Below are 16,101 nucleotides of genomic sequence, written 5' to 3'. Positions count from 1 at the left end.
CGGGGCTTCCGCGGCTTCATCCCTTTCGGTATTTGTATGTTCAACAAACTATTCAAACGCAAAGAAGACGTGGCAGACCCAGGCGTCAGCATCTTCCCAGATGGTGACCAGGTGATGCTCTCCGAAGGCTCGACCGGTGACGGCGTGTCCCCCGCCAAGACGGCGGCCAATGTATCCGGCGCTGCGGTGCAGGACGATTACATGGCCCAGCTGGTCGAGGGCGAGACCGCCTCCGACGATCTGGTGACGCTGCCGGTGCTGGGTGCGGCACCGGCTGCCAAACACCAAAAGACCCTGCTGACCATCGTCATCGTGGGTCTGGTGGTGTTCTTTGCGCTGGCGGTGTGGGCGATCTTGCAGTCGCGCACGACAGGCGGCCAGCTGGCAGCCACCGGCCAGGCCTTGACCCAGTCGCAGCGTCTGGCCAAATCGGTGGGTCAGGCGGTCAACGGCAATGAGCAGGCATTTGCCGAAGTGGCAGAAGCCTCGTCGATTCTGAAGAAGAACATCGATGGCCTGAACTCCGGCTCGGAAGACCCGGCGATCAAGGCGCTGGGCAGTTCCTACGCCGAGGTGCTGGCGCCGCTGGTGGAAGCCTCGGACCGCACCGCGAGCAAGAGCGATGCCGTGGTCAAGCAGAAAGCCTCGCTGGTCGCGATGAACAAGGACTTGCAGGCGATTCACAAGAACACGCAGACCCTGCTCGAGCTGAGCGAGGCGGTGGTCAGCCTGAAGCTCCAGCAAGCGGCTCCGCCCGCTGAAATCGCCGCAGCCAGCCAGCTGGCGATGCTGACCCAGCGTATCGGCAAGTCGGCCAACGACTTCCAGAGCGCCTCGGGTGCCAATGCCGAGGCGGTATTTCTGCTGGGCAAGGACTTGAACACCTTCAAGGAAATCGTCGCCGGTCTGCTCAACGGCAGCGCCGAGCTGCGCCTGAGCCCCGCCCGCGATGGCGCCGTGCGCGACAAGCTGCAGGAACTCTCGTCCCAATACGACATCACGTTGAAGGATGGCTCGGCGGTGCTGAGCAACCTCAAGGGCATCTCGGAAGCCCGTGAGGCCGAAGTCTCGATCCAGTCGGCCAGCGATCCGCTGCGCAAGGGCCTGGAAGCACTGCAGGCGGACCTGAACAGCTGGTCCGACCGCATCTGGCTGTACCTGGTGGGCATCGTGCTGGCAGCGTTGCTGGTGGGCCTGGGTGTGTGGGGCCTGGTGCGCCTGCAGCTGGCAGACAGCTTGAACCGCCGCCGCGCTGCAGAATCGCTGCAACAGGAAGCGACCCGCCAGGAGCAGGAGGCCAAGCGTCTCAATGACGCCAACCAGGCTGCCATTTTGCGGCTGATGAACGAGTTGCAGTCCGTCGCTGAAGGGGATCTGACCCAGGAAGCGACCGTGACGGAAGACATCACCGGCGCGATTGCCGACTCGGTGAACTACACGGTGGAAGAGCTGCGCATGCTGGTGGGCAGCGTGCAGAACACGGCGACCCGCGTGGCACAGACCACGTCGACCGTGGACTCCACGTCGACCGAGCTGCTGGCTGCGTCGACCGAGCAACTGCGTGAGATTCGCGAAACCGGCAAGTCGATTCTCGACATGGCGACCCGTATTAACCTCGTGTCGTCACAGGCGCAGGAATCGGCTTCGGTGGCGCGCAAGTCGCTGATGGCGGCCGAGTCGGGCCTGCAGGCGGTGGAAAACGCGATCGGTGGTATGAACTCGATCCGGGACCAGATCCAGGACACCTCCAAGCGCATCAAGCGCCTGGGTGAGTCCTCGCAGGAGATTGGTGAAATTACCGACCTGATCTCGGACATTACCGAACAGACCAACGTGCTGGCATTGAATGCGGCCATTCAGGCGGCCTCCGCCGGTGAAGCCGGCCGCGGCTTCTCGGTGGTGGCCGAGGAAGTGCAGCGTCTGGCTGAGCGCTCGGCCGATGCAACGCGCCAGATCTCGGTGCTGGTGAAGGCGATTCAGACCGACACCCAGGACGCGGTGGCCGCTATGGAGCGCTCGACCCAGGGTGTGGTGGAAGGGGCCCGTCTGTCGGACAGCGCCGGTACGGCACTGGCGGAAATTGACCGCGTTTCGCGTGAGCTGGCAGATCTGATTCAGCAAATTTCCCGTTCTGCGTCCGACGAAGCAGTTCAGGCCAACGATGTGGCAGAGAATATCCAGCATATCTTTGCGGTGACGGAGCAGACCAGTGATGGCACCCGTACCACAGCGCAGCAGGTGCGTGAGCTGTCGCAAATGGCCGAGGAACTGCGCCAGTCGGTGTCTCGGTTCAAGATTGCCTGACCCATGTCTGCTGTTTCATTTTGACCCGCAATCGGGGACTGTTGCATGTCTATAGCTATCGAAAATAAAGCGGAAAACGCACAGCCAACAGAAGAGAGGGATCTCGGGCCATTGGCGTGGATCAATGACGAGGTTCGCCGGTCACTGGAATCCACGGTCAAGGCATTGCTTCGTTACAGCCGGGATGTGGAAGCGGCCAAGGTATCGGACCTGGAGGCGATCGACACCACCGGTATCCGCGTGGCCAAGCAGTACCTGCACCAGGTCAAGGGTGCGTTGCAGATGGTGGGTGTGGGCCAGGCGGCCGAGCTGGTGGGCCTGATGGAAGTGGCGGCGCAGCGCTTTGCGGCCAAGCCCCACCTGTGCACCGAGAAATCGGTCGCGCTGATGGAGCGCACGTCGTTTGCGCTGCTGGAGTACCTGAGCCATGTGCTCAAGGGGCGCAACGTCTCCTTCGTAGCGCTGTTTCCGCAGTACAAGGAAATGCAGGCCTTCACCGGTGTGGAGCGTGTCCACCCGGCCGATCTCTGGCAGGGCGACCAGGCGCAACAGGAACCGAAGACGCCGCCAGTGGCCGCACTGCCACTGGACCGCGGCGCCCGTGAGCGCCTCGATGCGGACATGCTGCAGATCATCAAATCTGCCGACGCGCGTGCAGCGCAGGATTTGACCGCCGTCTGCCTGGGCCTGGCCCAGGGCCAGACGCAAGCCCCTTTGAAACTGTTCTGGAAGGTGGCCGCAGGCTTCTTCGACGCGCTGGCGTACAAGTTGCTCGACCCCGACCTCTATGTGAAGCGCTCGGCGTCGCGGGTGATCATGCAGTTCGCAGCGCATGCCAAGGGTGGCAGCGATGTGGACCAGAGCCTGCAGCATGAGCTGAATTTTTTCTGTGCTGTTGCCCAGGGCCCGGATGAGGCCAAGGCGGCGGTGCTGCAAGCGGTGCGCGTCAGCCTGCAGACCGAGGCGCTGCAAGGCGTGAACTACGGCCAGGAGCGCTTTGGCCTGTATGACCCGGCTGTGCTCGCGCAGGCGCGCAAGCGCCTGGAGTCAGCTGCCGAGCTGTGGTCGTCGCTGGCCGATGGTGACCGCTACAAGATCAAGCCGGTCGCCGACCAGTTCCACCTGATCCGCGAATCGCTGCACAAGCTGCATATTGGTGCCGACGAGCTGGGCGCAGCGCTGGGCCGGGTGACCGAACGCCTGGTGAGCACCGGCACGCCGCCTTCGACCCCGATGGCGATGGAAGTCGCCACTGCCGTGCTGTACCTACAGGCCAACCTGGAGTCGCTGGATGTCAAGCCTGCGCTGATGCGCGAGCGTGCTGACCGCCTGGCGCAGCGCCTCGACCATGTGCTGGCCGACCAGCCGCCCGAGCCTCTGGAGACCTGGGTCGAAGAGCTGTACCGCCGCGTCAGCGACCACCAGACCATGGGCAGCGTGGTCGATGAGCTCCACTCCACGCTGGCAGAGGCAGAAAAGCACCTCGACCAGTATTTCCGCAACCCCGAGGATGTCTCGATGCTGGGCACCGTCACCGGATCGCTGTCGCAGATGCGCGGCGTGCTGTCGGTGCTGGGCCTGGACCAGGCTGTCGCTGCCACGCAGCACCTGCGTTTGGTGGTGGATCAGCTGGCCGCCGGCCAGGTGGCCGACGACGACAAGCCCGTGGTTTTTGAGAAGCTGGGCAACAGCCTCGGCGCGCTGGGCTTTCTGCTCGACATGCTGGGCTACCAGCGCACCCTGGCGCGCAAGCTGTTTGTGTTTGATGCGACCAGTGGCGAGCTGCGCATTGTGATGGGCACCCAAAGGGCCGGCGATGTCGCGCCTGCCCCGGTGGCACCCGCGCCGGCCGCAGCGCCCGATGCGCCCGAGGAACCGGAAGACGATTCCGTCTACTTCGCGCCGACCATTCCGGCGCCCCTGTTCGAGGCCAGCCCGGCCCCGGCGCCCAAGGCGCCTGCGGTGCTCGCCCCGGATCTGCAGTTTTTTGCGCCTGCCCCGGCACCGGTATCGGCACCAGCACCAGCACCAGAACCATCCCCTGTGGCGGCAACCCCGGCACAGCCGCAGGTTTCCGAGGAGGCACTGGACCAGGAACTGCTGGACATCTTCTTGGAAGAGGCCCAGTCGGTCGTGCAGACCGGCGGCCAGGCACTGCAATCCCTGCGCCGCGATGCGGCCGATGCCGAGGCGCTGACGACCTTGCGCCGCGCCTTCCACACGCTCAAGGGCAGCTCCCGCATGGTTGGGCTGGTGCAGTATGGCGATGCGGCCTGGTCGATGGAACAGGTACTCAACAGCTGGCTGGCCGAACACAAACCGGCCGATGCGCCGCTGCTGGCGCTGAGCGCCGAGGCACTGACCGGTTTTGGCCGCTGGGCCGAGGACATTGGCGCGCAGCGCCAGTCCACCTGGAACCCGGAGATCTTCCGCATCTCCGCCGATGCCATGCGTCTGGATGGCGTGCACCTGCCCTTGGTGGTGCCTGCCGCGCCTGGCCAGGTGCCGCAGACGGAGCAGTGGCCGCACGGTACCGAGTCTTCGGCGCTGGAGGCCGATGCCTCTGCCGCAGCCGACGCTGCAGAAGAAGGGGCCGCGTTGGAGCTGCCTCCGCCAGCGCCTGCTGCCGCACCGGATGCGCCGGCCGAGCCGGCGCCAGCGCTGGCCTGGCCGCTCGACGGCCTCGACCTGGAGCTGGATCCGCCCGCTGCGCTGGAGCCCGAGCCAGCCTTGACCACGCCTTCGGGCCTGGTGCCGCTGGCGATGGCGCCGGAAAGCGCCGAGGAGGTCGATTTCTCGGAGTTTGCCCAGGCGATGGCCAGTGCCGAGGCCAAGGCACCCACTGTGCAGGATCCCGAGACGCTGCAGCCGCACGACAGCGCGCTGGACTTTGTATCGATGGACGCGGGTTTGGAATTTGTGGCCGACCTCGAGGCTGCCAAGCTGGAACCGGCGCCAACCCGCTTGCCGCTGGAGCTGCCGTCGCTGGATCTGACCGACGTGCCCGCCTCGCTGGAGCCGGCCACCCCGACTGGATTCGATGCCATCGAGTTCGCGGACACCATGCTGCCCGCGCTCGAAGCGCTGCCCGAGGAGCCGGTGGCCGAGCCCCAGACCCTGCTCGTGGTGCCCGATGATCTGGCGTTCCCCGAGGCGGTTCCGCAGGCGTTGGAAGTGACGGAGCCGACTGAACTACTGCAGCCGCATCCAGACATCCCGGCAGCGGACCTGAACGAGGCGTTCGTGTCGGCTGCCGAGCCGCAGGCGCCCGAACCCGCGCTGCGGCCCGCCGCTCCCGCAGAGGCTGAGGCAGCGGCCGAGCTACCCGTCCACGCGGAAACGCAGGCCCATCCGGAAGCACCCGCCGACGTGCAAGCAGAGGCGCTGGCTCCCGTGCCAGCGCCGTCTGACACCGAGCCGCCGGCCGATGCTCAGGAGCCGGCCGAGGTGGCCAATGTGCTGGGCGTAAGCCCGGCGCTGTTCAATGTCTACCTCGCTGAAGCCGAGAACTGGTCGCACAACCTGGAGAAGGTGCTGTACGCCTGGGCCCAGGCGCCCAACCGCAATTTCCCCGAAGATGCGATCGCCTACGCCCATTCATTGGCAGGCAGCTCGTCCACGGTCGGTTTCAGCTCGTTGTCCGAGCTGGCCCGGTCGCTGGAGCATGCGCTCTCGCACATCCACAACTTCTCCAACCCGGAGGTGTCCTGGCTCAATACCTGCCAGGCAGCGGGCTCGGAGATCCGCAAGCTGCTGCACCAGCTGGCAGCCGGTTTTGTCAAACCGGCCAGCGAGATCGTGGTGCAGGACCTCGAAGACATTGCGAACCAGGAAATCAACTCGCAATTGCATCCGCCTTATGGCATGGCCGAGTTCGACCTCGAGCCCTCTGGCCTGGGCGAGTTGCGCGAGCATCCGGCCCGCGCAGCCGAGCCGGCCCGCGCCTTTGCAGCTGCAGCCGCCGTGCCGGCCGCTGCGTTGCCCGATCTGCTGGAGTTGCGCAATGACGATGCGATCGAAGTCGTCGACGTCATTGACCCTGACCTGTTCCTGATTTTCGAAGAAGAAGCGCAGGAGCTGCTGCCCAAGCTGGGTGGGGCGCTGCGCGAGTGGTCTTCCGACCCGCAGTACCTGCCGCCGCGCGGCGAAGTGCTGCGCCATCTGCACACGCTCAAGGGCAGTGCGCGGCTGGCAGGCGCGATGCGCCTGGGCGAAATGTCCCACCGCATGGAGTCCGAGGTCGAGGACATCGGCACCGAAAACCTGACCGGCCAGGACATCGAGATTCTGCTGGCGCGTTACGACGGCCTGCAGCAGGAATTTGTCGGTCTGCAGGAGCGGGGCAACCAGGTGCTGGCAGAGGGTGCCTTGCCCCAGCAGGCCCCTGCGGCCACCGAGATGGGCGAAGTGGTGGCCGAAGTGGCGGCCAGCACGCCCGCTGCACAGGAAAGCGCCAGTGCAGAGCAGGCGCTGCAAGCAGCCGATGCCGCTGACGCCAGCGCTGGCGTACAGCACAAGCCGCTGATGCTGCGCATGGCGCCGGTGCGTGCCGCTGCTGGTCAATCGGTGCGTGTGCGCTCGCAGTTGCTCGACCGCCTGGTCAATGAGGCAGGAGAGGTGCTGATTGCCCGCTCGCGTCTGGACATGCGCCTGAGCAACATCCGCTCGTCGATCAAGGACATGTCGAGCAACCTGGAGCGCTTGCGCACCTTGCTGCGCGATGTGGAGATGCAGGCCGAGTCGCAGATGCAGTCGCGCATGGCGCTGGCCAAGGATTCGGATTCGGGCTTCGATCCGCTGGAGTTCGACCGCTTCACCCGCGTGCAGGAACTCACCCGCATGATGGCCGAGTCGGTCAACGACGTGGGCACGGTGCAGCGCAATCTGCAGCGCACCGCCGAAGGCGCCGAAGACGATCTGATTGCCCAGGGCCGCCAGGCGCGCGAGCTGCAGCGGGACCTGCTGCGCACGCGCATGGTGGAGTTCGACTCCATCTCCGAGCGTCTTTACGCCATCGTGCGCCAGATCTCCAAGGAGCTGGGCAAACAGGTCAAGCTGGACATCACCGGTGCCTCGATCGAGATCGACCGGGGTGTGCTGGACCGGGTCACCCCGGCCTTCGAGCACTTGCTGCGCAACAGCGTTGCGCACGGTATCGAAACGCCGGAGGAGCGCAAGGCGCAAGGCAAGCAGCCGGTGGGCACGATCGCCATCGATGTGCGCCAGGAAGGCAACGATATCGCCGTGTCCATCCACGACGACGGTGCGGGCCTGCAGCTTGAGGCCATTCGCCGCAAGGCCATGCAGTCGGGTCTGATCACAGCCGACGAGCCGCTCGATGTGGACAAGGCGGCGCAGCTGATCTTTGCCCCCGGCTTCTCCACAGCCACGGAGGTCTCCGAGCTGTCGGGGCGCGGTATCGGCATGGACGTGGTGCGTACCGAGATCCAGTCGCTGGGTGGCCACATCGTGACCACGTCGGAGACCGGCAAGGGCACCCGCTTCCAGATGGTGATGCCGCTGACCACGGCGGTGACCCAGGTGGTGATGATGCGCGCCGGCGATCTCAAGTTCGGCGTTCCCGCCAACCTGGTGGAATACGTGCGGCGCGTGCCCAAGGCGCTGATCGAGCAGGCCCATGCCAACGGTGTCTACACCGACAACGAGCAGGAGCTGCCGTATTACTTTGCCGGTGCGCTGCTGCAGGGCCACCTGCGCAGCCAGGAAGAGCCGGAGAAGACCAGCGCGGTCGTGATCCTGCGCTCGGCCACCAAGCGCCTGGCCGTGCACGTCGATGAAGTGCTGGGCAACCAGGAAGTCGTGGTCAAGAACCTGGGCCCGCAACTGGCGCGCCTGCCAGGTCTGGCCGGCATGTCGGTGCTGGCATCCGGTGCGATTGTGCTGATCTACAACCCGGTGGCCTTGTACACCGTGTATGGCCAGCAGATTGCCGACCGCATTGCCGAAGCGGCGGTGCGCCCTGAAGTGGCCAAGGCACCGGTGCGTGAGTTGGCCGAGCAGGTGGTGCAGACGCCGTTGGTGCTGGTGGTTGACGACTCCATCACCGTGCGCCGCGTGACCCAGCGTTTGCTGCAGCGCGAAGGCTACCGCGTAGCGCTGGCCGCCGATGGCCTGCAGGCGCTGGACCGTCTGCGCGAGGAGCGCCCGGTCATGGTGCTGTCGGACATCGAGATGCCGCGCATGGACGGCTTCGAGCTGGTGCGCGAAATCCGTGCCGATGCGGCGATGAAGGACCTGCCGGTGGTGATGATCACCTCGCGCATTGCCGACAAGCACCGCGAGCACGCGGCCAGCCTGGGCGTGGACCATTACCTGGGCAAGCCCTATGCCGACGAAGTGCTGCTGTCGCTGGTCCGCCAGTGTGTGCTGGACAATGAGATCAAGGCGGCCGACGCCGCCCCGCTGCACTGATCGGGCCGATGGCTCCAGTCCCAAGGGCTGCCTGCGGGCAGCCCTTTTTTATGCGCGCCCGGCAGCCCTTGCAGCGTGCGGTGCACCCAAAAGGGCGCCGGGCTGCCCGTACAATAGTTCCCCATGAGCGCTGAGATCGACACTTCCGGGACCATGAACCTGACACACCATTTTCTGATTGCGATGCCGGGCATGCAAGACGAGATGTTCGGCCGCAGCGTGGTCTATGTGTGCGAGCACAGCGAAAAAGGCGCGCTGGGCATCATCATCAACAAGCCCTCGGACATCACGATGGGCAAGCTGTTTGACAAGGTCGATCTGCCACTGCGCCGCGAGGACCTGGAGCTCGAACCCGTGTTCCAGGGCGGCCCGGTGCATACCGAGCGCGGCTTTGTGCTGCACGACCGGATCGTCATCGAATCGGGCGCCGCCGACGAGTCCGCGTACTCGGCCACCTTGACCATTCCGGGCGGCCTGGAGATGACCACTTCGCGCGATGTACTCGAAGCGCTGTCCACTGGCGCCGGCCCGCACCGGGTGCTGGTGTCGCTGGGCTATTCGACCTGGGGCGAGGGCCAGCTCGAGTCGGAGATCACCGAAAACGCCTGGCTGACCGTGCATGCCGATGCGGGCGTGATTTTTGATACACCGGTGGCCGAGCGCTACAACACGGCGCTGGCGCTGCTGGGCGTGCAGCCCTGGGCGCTGTCTGCCGCTGCTGGCCGCGCATGACGGACGCTGCCACCAAGCCTTTACTGGCAGAAGCGGCGCGCATGCAGAGCTTCATCGCCTTTGACTTTGGCATGAAGCGTACCGGCGCTGCCTTTGGCACCCGGATGCTGGGCACGGCCCGGCCGCTGCCGACGATCCATGCCGAAGGCAAGGCCCGTTTCACGCCGATGGAGAGCCTAATCAGCCAGTGGCAGCCCGACGCACTGGTCGTCGGCATTCCCTACCACCCCGACGGCGCGGCCCATGAAAATACCGCGCTGGCGCTGCGCTTTGCGCGCCAGCTGCGGGGGCGCTTTGGACTGCTGGTGTTCGAGGTGGATGAGCGCTACAGCACCACCGAGGCGCTGGCCAATGGCGCGCGCGATGCCGATGCGGCCTCGGCCTGCATCATTCTCGAGCAGTTCATGCGCAGCCTGGATGTGCCCGAACTGGGCAGCACGGCCTGAAACCCCGCTGGCCCGCCATGCATGCGCTGACCCGTTCCCTGATTGGCCTGTGGCGCCTGGCGCGCATGGGTCTGCATATCGTGGTGGGTGTCATCACAATCTGGCTGACGTTTGGCCGCCTGGGCCATGCCGAGCGCAACCGGGCGGTGGAGCGCTGGGCCGCTCAACTGCTCCGGCTGAGCGGCATCGAGCTGCGGGTGCTGGGGGCGGTGCCTGCGCACGGCCCCTTGCTGATCGTTGCCAACCATCTGTCCTGGCTTGACATTCCGGCCATCCATGCGGCGGGGCACTGCCGCTTTGTTTCCAAATCCGACGTCAAGGCCTGGCCCGTCATCGGCGGCCTGGCCAGCGCCGCAGGCACCTTGTTCATTGAGCGCAACTCCCGGCGCGATGCGATGCGCACCGTCAGCCGCATGGAGGAAGCCATGCGCCACGGGGATATCGTTGCGGTCTTCCCCGAGGGGACGACGGGCGATGGCCGGCAGCTGCTGCCTTTCCATGCCAACCTGCTGCAATCGGCGATTGCGGCCGAGGCGCCGGTGCTGCCCTTGGGGCTGTGCTTTTACGACAAGCTAAGTGGCCGCATGAGCAGTGCCCCGAGCTATATAGGCGACGAGAGCCTGTTGGGATCCATCTGGCGCACCGTGACGGCACCGCCGTTGGTGGCGCAGCTGAACTATGGCCAGCCGCAGGCCAGCGCAGGCCGCAACCGGCGCGACTGGTCGGCCGATCTGCAGGCGGCGGTGGACCAACTGCGCCAGGTGCAGCGCTGACGAGGACCGAGGGCTGCTGGCCTGAGGTTCATTGCCCGGGCGCGAAGCAGACCAGGTGCTCGGGTTGGGCACGCAGGCCGATGCTGTCGCCCACGGCGTGCTGCAGCTGGCTGGAGACCTGCGCATAGACCAGCTGCTGGCTGGGCAGCTGCAAGGTGTAGAGATACTGCGATCCCCGGAAGGATTTGCGCAGCAAGGTGGCGCGGTACGGCGAGGCAGGGTCAAACACCACCTCGCTGGCGCGCAGCAGCACATCGCAGGCCTGTGATGCTTCCGGCGCGGCGATGGCACCGAGCGGGGTGTCGAGCTGCCAGCCTTGCGCAGACGACACCGGGGTGGCCGGCAGCAGACTGCCGTGGCCGATGAAGTTGGCCACAAAGCGGCTGGCGGGTTGCTGGAACAGGGTGCTGGCATCGGCCCATTGGTGCAGGTGGCCGCTTTCCATCACGCCAATCTGGTCGCCAATCGCAAAGGCCTCCAGCTGGTCGTGCGTGACGAACAGCGCGGTCGCCTGCGCGGCCTTGAGGATGTCGCGCAGCTCATGGGCCAGGCGTTCACGCAGATCCACATCGAGGTTGGAGAAGGGCTCATCCAGCAGCATCAGCTGCGGCCGGGGCGCCAGCGCCCGGGCCAGCGCCACCCGCTGCTGCTGGCCGCCTGACAGCTCATGCGGGTAGCGCCCAGCGCTGTTCTCCAGCCCCACGAGGCGCAGCACCTCCTGCACGCGCTGCTGCTGCTCCGGCCGGGGCAACTGGTGGATGCCGAAGGCCACATTCTTGCCCACCGTCAAATGCGGAAAAAGGGCGTAATCCTGGAACACCATGCCGATGCGGCGTTTCTCGGGCGGCAGATTAGCGCTGCTGCTGCTGACGACCTGGCCTTGCAGGCGGATCTCGCCGCTGGCGATCGGCTCGAGCCCGGCCACTGCACGCAGCAAGGTGGTCTTGCCGCAGCCCGAGGGGCCAATCAGCACGCCGATATCGCCTGCCTGCAGCTGCAAAGACACCTGCGCCACTGCAGGCCGGGGGCGCCCGGCATAGCGCACATTCAGTTGGGAGACCTCTAGAAACATGGCCGCATTGTAGAGGGCTCTCCCGGGCAAAGGGCTTAGGTGCCTGGCAGGTAGAATCGCCAGCTTTTGGCCCGTCAGTGATTCGCATTTGCAAAATCTCGCCCGCTTCCGTCGTCAGCTGCTGCTCGTAGCCATTGCCCTGGTGCTGGTGTTGCCGGTGCTCACCGTCTTTAGCGCCTGGTTGCCCGGGGCGGGCAATGACCTCGGTGCGTTTGCCGTGGTGCGCGAAATGTTTGCGACGGTGCTGCCGGGCTACATCCGTACCACTGTGGCGCTGGGGCTGTTGGTGGCGTTGGGCTCGGCGGTCGTGGGCACCCTGTGCGCGGCGGTGGTGACCCTGTTCGACTTTCGCGGCCGCAAAACCTTGGAATGGTTGCTGCTGCTGCCGCTGGCGATGCCCGCCTATGTGACGGCCTATGCCTATACCGATTTTCTGCAGTTCAGCGGGCCGCTGCAGGTGTGGATGCGTGCCAGCTTCGGGCTGCAAGGGCGGCTGCTGCCGGAGGTGCGGTCGCTCGGCGGCGCCGTGCTGGTGTTTGTGGTCTCGCTCTACCCTTATGTCTACCTGCTGGCGCGCACGGCGCTGAGCGAGCGCGCCGCCCACCTGATGGAAGCGGCGCGCCTGCTGGGCGCCTCGATGCCGCGCCGGATCTGGGCGGTGGCCTTGCCGATGGCCCGGCCAGCGGTGGTGGCCGGTGTGGCACTGGTGATGATGGAGACCCTGGCCGATTTCGGGGTAGTGAGCTACTTTGGCATTCAGACCTTCACCACCGGTATCTACAAGGCCTGGCTGTCGATGGAGAACCGCAGTGCCGCAGCCCAGCTGGCCACGATGCTGCTGGTTTTGGTGCTGGTGGTGCTGCAGCTGGAGCTGCGCGCGCAGCGGCGCATGCGCTTTGTCACCAGCGGGGTGGGGCGCGCCTCATCGGCCGAGGCCCAGCCGTATCGCCTGCAGGGTGCGCGCTGCCTGGCAGCGTGGTTGCTCTGTGCGCTGCCAGTGCTGCTGGGCTTTGTGCTGCCCGTCATGTTCATGCTGCGGCCCTTGGCGGCCGATTGGTCGGTGATTCCGTTGGACCGCTTTGTGCAGTGGGCCGGCAACAGCATCCGCTTTGGTGCGATCACTGCCGTGCTGGCCGTGGCCATTGCCTTGCTGGCGGCCTATGCGGCCCGCCGCAGCCAGGACTGGGTCACGCGCAGCACGGTGGGCCTCATCAGCCTGGGCTATGCGGTGCCCGGCGCGGTGATCGTCGTGGGCCTGCTGCTGCCAGTGGGCTGGGTGCAGCAGGCGTTTCCGCAATGGGCCTTTCCGGCGCTGATCACCGCGACCTCAGCCGGCATCATCTGGGCCTATCTGGTGCGCTTCACTGCCATTGCGCTGCAGTCCCTGCAGAGCGGCTACACCCGCATTCCCAGGAGTCTGGATGAATCGGCACGCATGCTGGGTGTGGGCAGCGCCGGCCTTCTGGTCCGCGTGCATGGCCCGCTGCTGCGGCGCTCGGCCCTGACCGCCGCGTTGCTGGTCTTTGTGGATGTGATGAAGGAGCTGCCCGCCACGATGGTGCTGCGGCCCTTCAACAGTGACACCCTGGCCGTGGTGGCCTACCAGCTGGCACGCGACGAGCGCCTGGGCGAGGCGGCGCTGCCGTCGCTGGCGCTGGTGCTGGTGGGGCTGGTGCCGGTCATCTTGCTGATCCGCACGATGCGCAGCTCGGCATCGCGCTGATACCTCTCATCCTCTTTGCCTGGCTGGCGGTTCAGCAGGCTGGCCGCGCACATTCCATCGGCGCATTCGGGCGAGCTGCATCACCACAGCGGCTGCACGCTCCCCCTAATTTGGATCTCCGTGGTGTTATTGCCCTATCGATAGGTGACCTATATCGCCTTTGATCTGGATCAAACATCCATCTCGGGTTTTCCCTTAAACTGAATTTTTGAAACATTAATTGACTATTGGTGTTTCATTTTTTGAATCACCGAGATGCTTGCCGTCCGCGTGATTGGATGGCTGGCGCGCCGAGGTGGTGCCAGGCTTGGCTTCCCGTCCACCTCCCAATGCCGCGCAGCGGCTCCCATCGCGTGCAAACACCAACTCCCGTTCTGGAAACAGACAACTGGGGCGTGGCCTATGGCGACAAGGTCATCCTCTCCAGCCTGCAACTGCAGATCGCCCCTTGCGCCATCACGGTCCTGATGGGGCCGGTCGGCGGGGGCAAGTCCACGGTGTTGCGCAGTCTGGCGGGCCTCAATGACGAAAACCCGCGCTTTGCGCAATGGGGGCAGTTGCGCTATGCCGGCCAGCCGCTGGCGGGCGTCCACCGGCCCCACCTGGTGCGCCAGCATGTGCGCCTGATGCAGTCAAGCGTGCAGGATTCGCTCAGCGAGTTGCTGCCGCAGGCCCATCTGCTCTCCGGTTTGGACCGCCGTGCCTGGTGCGAGGCCTATCTGGACCGCATGGGCTTTGCCGATATCAAACCGCTGCTGGCGCAAACAACGGTGGAGCTGTCTGCGATGCACCAGCGTGCGGTAGCCATTCTGCGCGAAGCCGCTGCCCAACCCTTGCTGCTGATGTGCGATGAGCCCACTGCCGACTTGCAGGACTACGACGCCTATCTGCTGCTGGAACTGCTCAAACGCATTGCCCGCGAGCGCGCTGTGCTGCTGGTGACCCACAACCAGCGCCATGCCCAGCGCGTGGCCGACCATGTGCTGCTGCTGGCCGGTGGTGCGGTGCAGGAGACGAGCCGCGCTGACCACTTTTTCTCCGCGCCGTATTCCCCGGCAGGCCAGCAGTTTGTACGCAGCGGCAGCTGTGCCGTGGTAGTGCCGCAGCAGACGGTGCAAGAGGCCATGCAGGCCGAACCTGCACCTGCAGCGCTGCAGGCCCCCGCCCGCACCGCTGCGCAGGCGGCCCGCCAAGGCCAGCGTGCGGTATTGCCCGATCTGGCGCTGGCCAACCCGGTGCTGGCGGCCGAACACTATGTGCCCGGCGCGCGCGGGCCGCGCGGTTTTGCCTGGCTGGTGCCGGGCAAGCTGGCCGGCACGCCGCTGCCGGGTGTGGTCAATGACACCGATGTGGACATGCAGGCGCTGAGGCGTTGCGGCATCACCGTGCTGGTGTCGTTGACCGAGACCGATATCGACCAGGCGGCGCTGGCGCGCAATGGCCTGCGCAATGTGCATCTGCCGGTGCATGACCGGGAACCGCCATCGGTGTCGCAGCTGCAGATGCTGATGCTGAAGATGAAGCGCCTGCTGCTGGCCGGCGAAGTGCTGGCGGTGCACTGCCTGGCGGGCCTGGGCCGCACCGGCACCGTGCTGGCGGCCTGGCTGGTTTTTGAAGGCGTCACCGCTGAAGAAGCGCTGCGCCGTGTGCGCGAGATCGAGCCGCAGTACGTGCAGTCCGAGCAGCAAGAACGCTCGCTGTTGGCGTATGAAGAAATGCTGCTCGAGAAGATGGGCTAATCGCATCCGAGGTGCCAGCCCCTTACCAACCCACTTTGAAGGAATACATCAATGTCCATGGATACCGTTTTGCAGAAGGTCGCTACATTTGTGCCCGAATGCCTGGCTGCCGGCTATGTCGATGTGGCTACCGGCATGCTGCTGGCCATTCGCACGGTCGATTCGCACCCGCGCGAGGTGATCGACCTGGTGGCCGCGGCCACCGCCGACCTCTTCAACGGTCCCAATGTGTCGATGATCGAGCGCATGTTCAAGAAGTCGCGCGGTCTGCAGGACGATGGCCACCACTACTTCCAGGAAATCATCGTCAACAGCGACAACCTGATCCATATCTTCATGCGCGGCAAGGCCAACCCCGAGTATGTGGCCGTGCTGGTCTGCCGGCGCACCGCCAACCTGGGTATGGCGCTGACCAAGGCGCGCATCATCATGCCCGAGCTCGAAGCCTCTCTGTAATAAGATCGGGGGCATGGCCCAAGACACGATCACCATCTACCACAACGCTCGCTGCAGCAACTCACGCGGCGCGCTGGCGCTGATGGAGGCCCGCGGCATCGAGCCCCGGATTGTGGACTACCTGCGTGCGCCGCTGGACAGCGCGCAGCTCGCGGCGCTGATCGCGCAGCTGGGGCTGCCGGTGCGCGAGGTGATGCGCAGCAAGGAGGCCATTTATGAGGCGCTGGATCTGGGCCGTGCGGGCTTGAGCGATGCCGAACTGATTGCGCAGATCGCCGCCCATCCCGAGCTGCTCAACCGGCCCATCGTCGTGAGCGCCAAGGGCGCACGCCTGTGCCGCCCGCCTGAGCGGGTGCTTGACCTGCTCTGATGGGCCCGGCCGCTTGCGCGCCCAGCCGCCGTCCCGCGCACGCTGACGGGCAGT

Annotated in this window: 10 protein-coding genes; 9 read left to right on the top strand and 1 reads right to left on the bottom strand. The window is 65.7% G+C overall.

Annotation, left to right across the window (positions count from 1 at the left end; all coding sequences use genetic code 11):
* The first annotated feature begins 36 nt into the window (after positions 1–36).
* The 5 genes from MJ205_RS15700 (at position 37) to MJ205_RS15680 (ending at position 10,687) form a co-directional block, all read left to right on the top strand.
* A complete protein-coding gene (locus MJ205_RS15700) occupies positions 37–2,304 on the top strand; it encodes a methyl-accepting chemotaxis protein (protein ID WP_239809318.1) in 2,268 nt (755 codons plus the stop codon).
* A 165-nt stretch (positions 2,305–2,469) separates the two neighbouring features.
* Entirely contained in the window at positions 2,470–8,736 is a 6,267-nt protein-coding gene (locus tag MJ205_RS15695; RefSeq protein WP_239809317.1) for a hybrid sensor histidine kinase/response regulator, read from the top strand.
* A gap of 123 nt (positions 8,737–8,859) precedes the next feature.
* Positions 8,860–9,468: a YqgE/AlgH family protein gene (locus MJ205_RS15690; protein WP_239809316.1), complete on the top strand. Its 609-nt coding sequence runs from the start codon at positions 8,860–8,862 to the stop codon at positions 9,466–9,468.
* On the top strand, positions 9,465–9,914 hold the full coding sequence (gene ruvX / locus MJ205_RS15685) for a Holliday junction resolvase RuvX (RefSeq protein WP_239809315.1): 450 nt from the start codon (positions 9,465–9,467) through the stop codon (positions 9,912–9,914). Before MJ205_RS15690 ends, ruvX begins: the two co-directional genes overlap by 4 nt.
* 17 nt (positions 9,915–9,931) lie before the next feature.
* Entirely contained in the window at positions 9,932–10,687 is a 756-nt protein-coding gene (locus tag MJ205_RS15680) for a lysophospholipid acyltransferase family protein (protein ID WP_239809314.1), read from the top strand.
* Positions 10,688–10,715: 28 nt separating this feature from the next.
* Here the strand turns inward: MJ205_RS15680 and MJ205_RS15675 are convergent, their stop codons facing one another.
* On the bottom strand, positions 10,716–11,759 hold the full coding sequence (locus tag MJ205_RS15675) for an ABC transporter ATP-binding protein (RefSeq protein WP_239809313.1): 1,044 nt from the start codon (positions 11,757–11,759) through the stop codon (positions 10,716–10,718).
* 88 nt (positions 11,760–11,847) lie between these two features.
* On the opposite strand from MJ205_RS15675, the gene MJ205_RS15670 reads away from it, so the two are divergent.
* The 4 genes from MJ205_RS15670 to arsC all read left to right on the top strand — a co-directional run bounded on the left by MJ205_RS15670 (position 11,848) and on the right by arsC (position 16,047).
* Positions 11,848–13,482, top strand: a complete 1,635-nt coding sequence (locus MJ205_RS15670; protein WP_239809312.1) for an ABC transporter permease — start codon at positions 11,848–11,850, stop codon at positions 13,480–13,482.
* Between the two features lie 353 nt (positions 13,483–13,835).
* Positions 13,836–15,221, top strand: coding sequence for a phosphatase domain-containing putative toxin (locus MJ205_RS15665; RefSeq protein ID WP_239809311.1), 1,386 nt, complete (start codon positions 13,836–13,838; stop codon positions 15,219–15,221).
* 51 nt (positions 15,222–15,272) lie between these two features.
* The gene (locus MJ205_RS15660) at positions 15,273–15,677 is read left to right on the top strand and encodes a hypothetical protein (protein ID WP_133855284.1); all 405 of its coding nucleotides are present in this window, start codon (positions 15,273–15,275) and stop codon (positions 15,675–15,677) included.
* 13 nt (positions 15,678–15,690) lie between these two features.
* Complete coding sequence (gene arsC / locus MJ205_RS15655) at positions 15,691–16,047, top strand: arsenate reductase (glutaredoxin) (protein ID WP_239809310.1); 357 nt, start codon at positions 15,691–15,693, stop codon at positions 16,045–16,047.
* The last annotated feature ends 54 nt before the right edge of the window (positions 16,048–16,101 follow it).

This window comes from Comamonas sp. B21-038, from assembly GCF_022387135.1.
GTDB classification, from domain to species: domain Bacteria; phylum Pseudomonadota; class Gammaproteobacteria; order Burkholderiales; family Burkholderiaceae_C; genus Comamonas; species Comamonas sediminis.
Note: the sequence above shows the minus strand (reverse complement) of the source record. Positions and strands in the feature narration are given on the sequence as shown.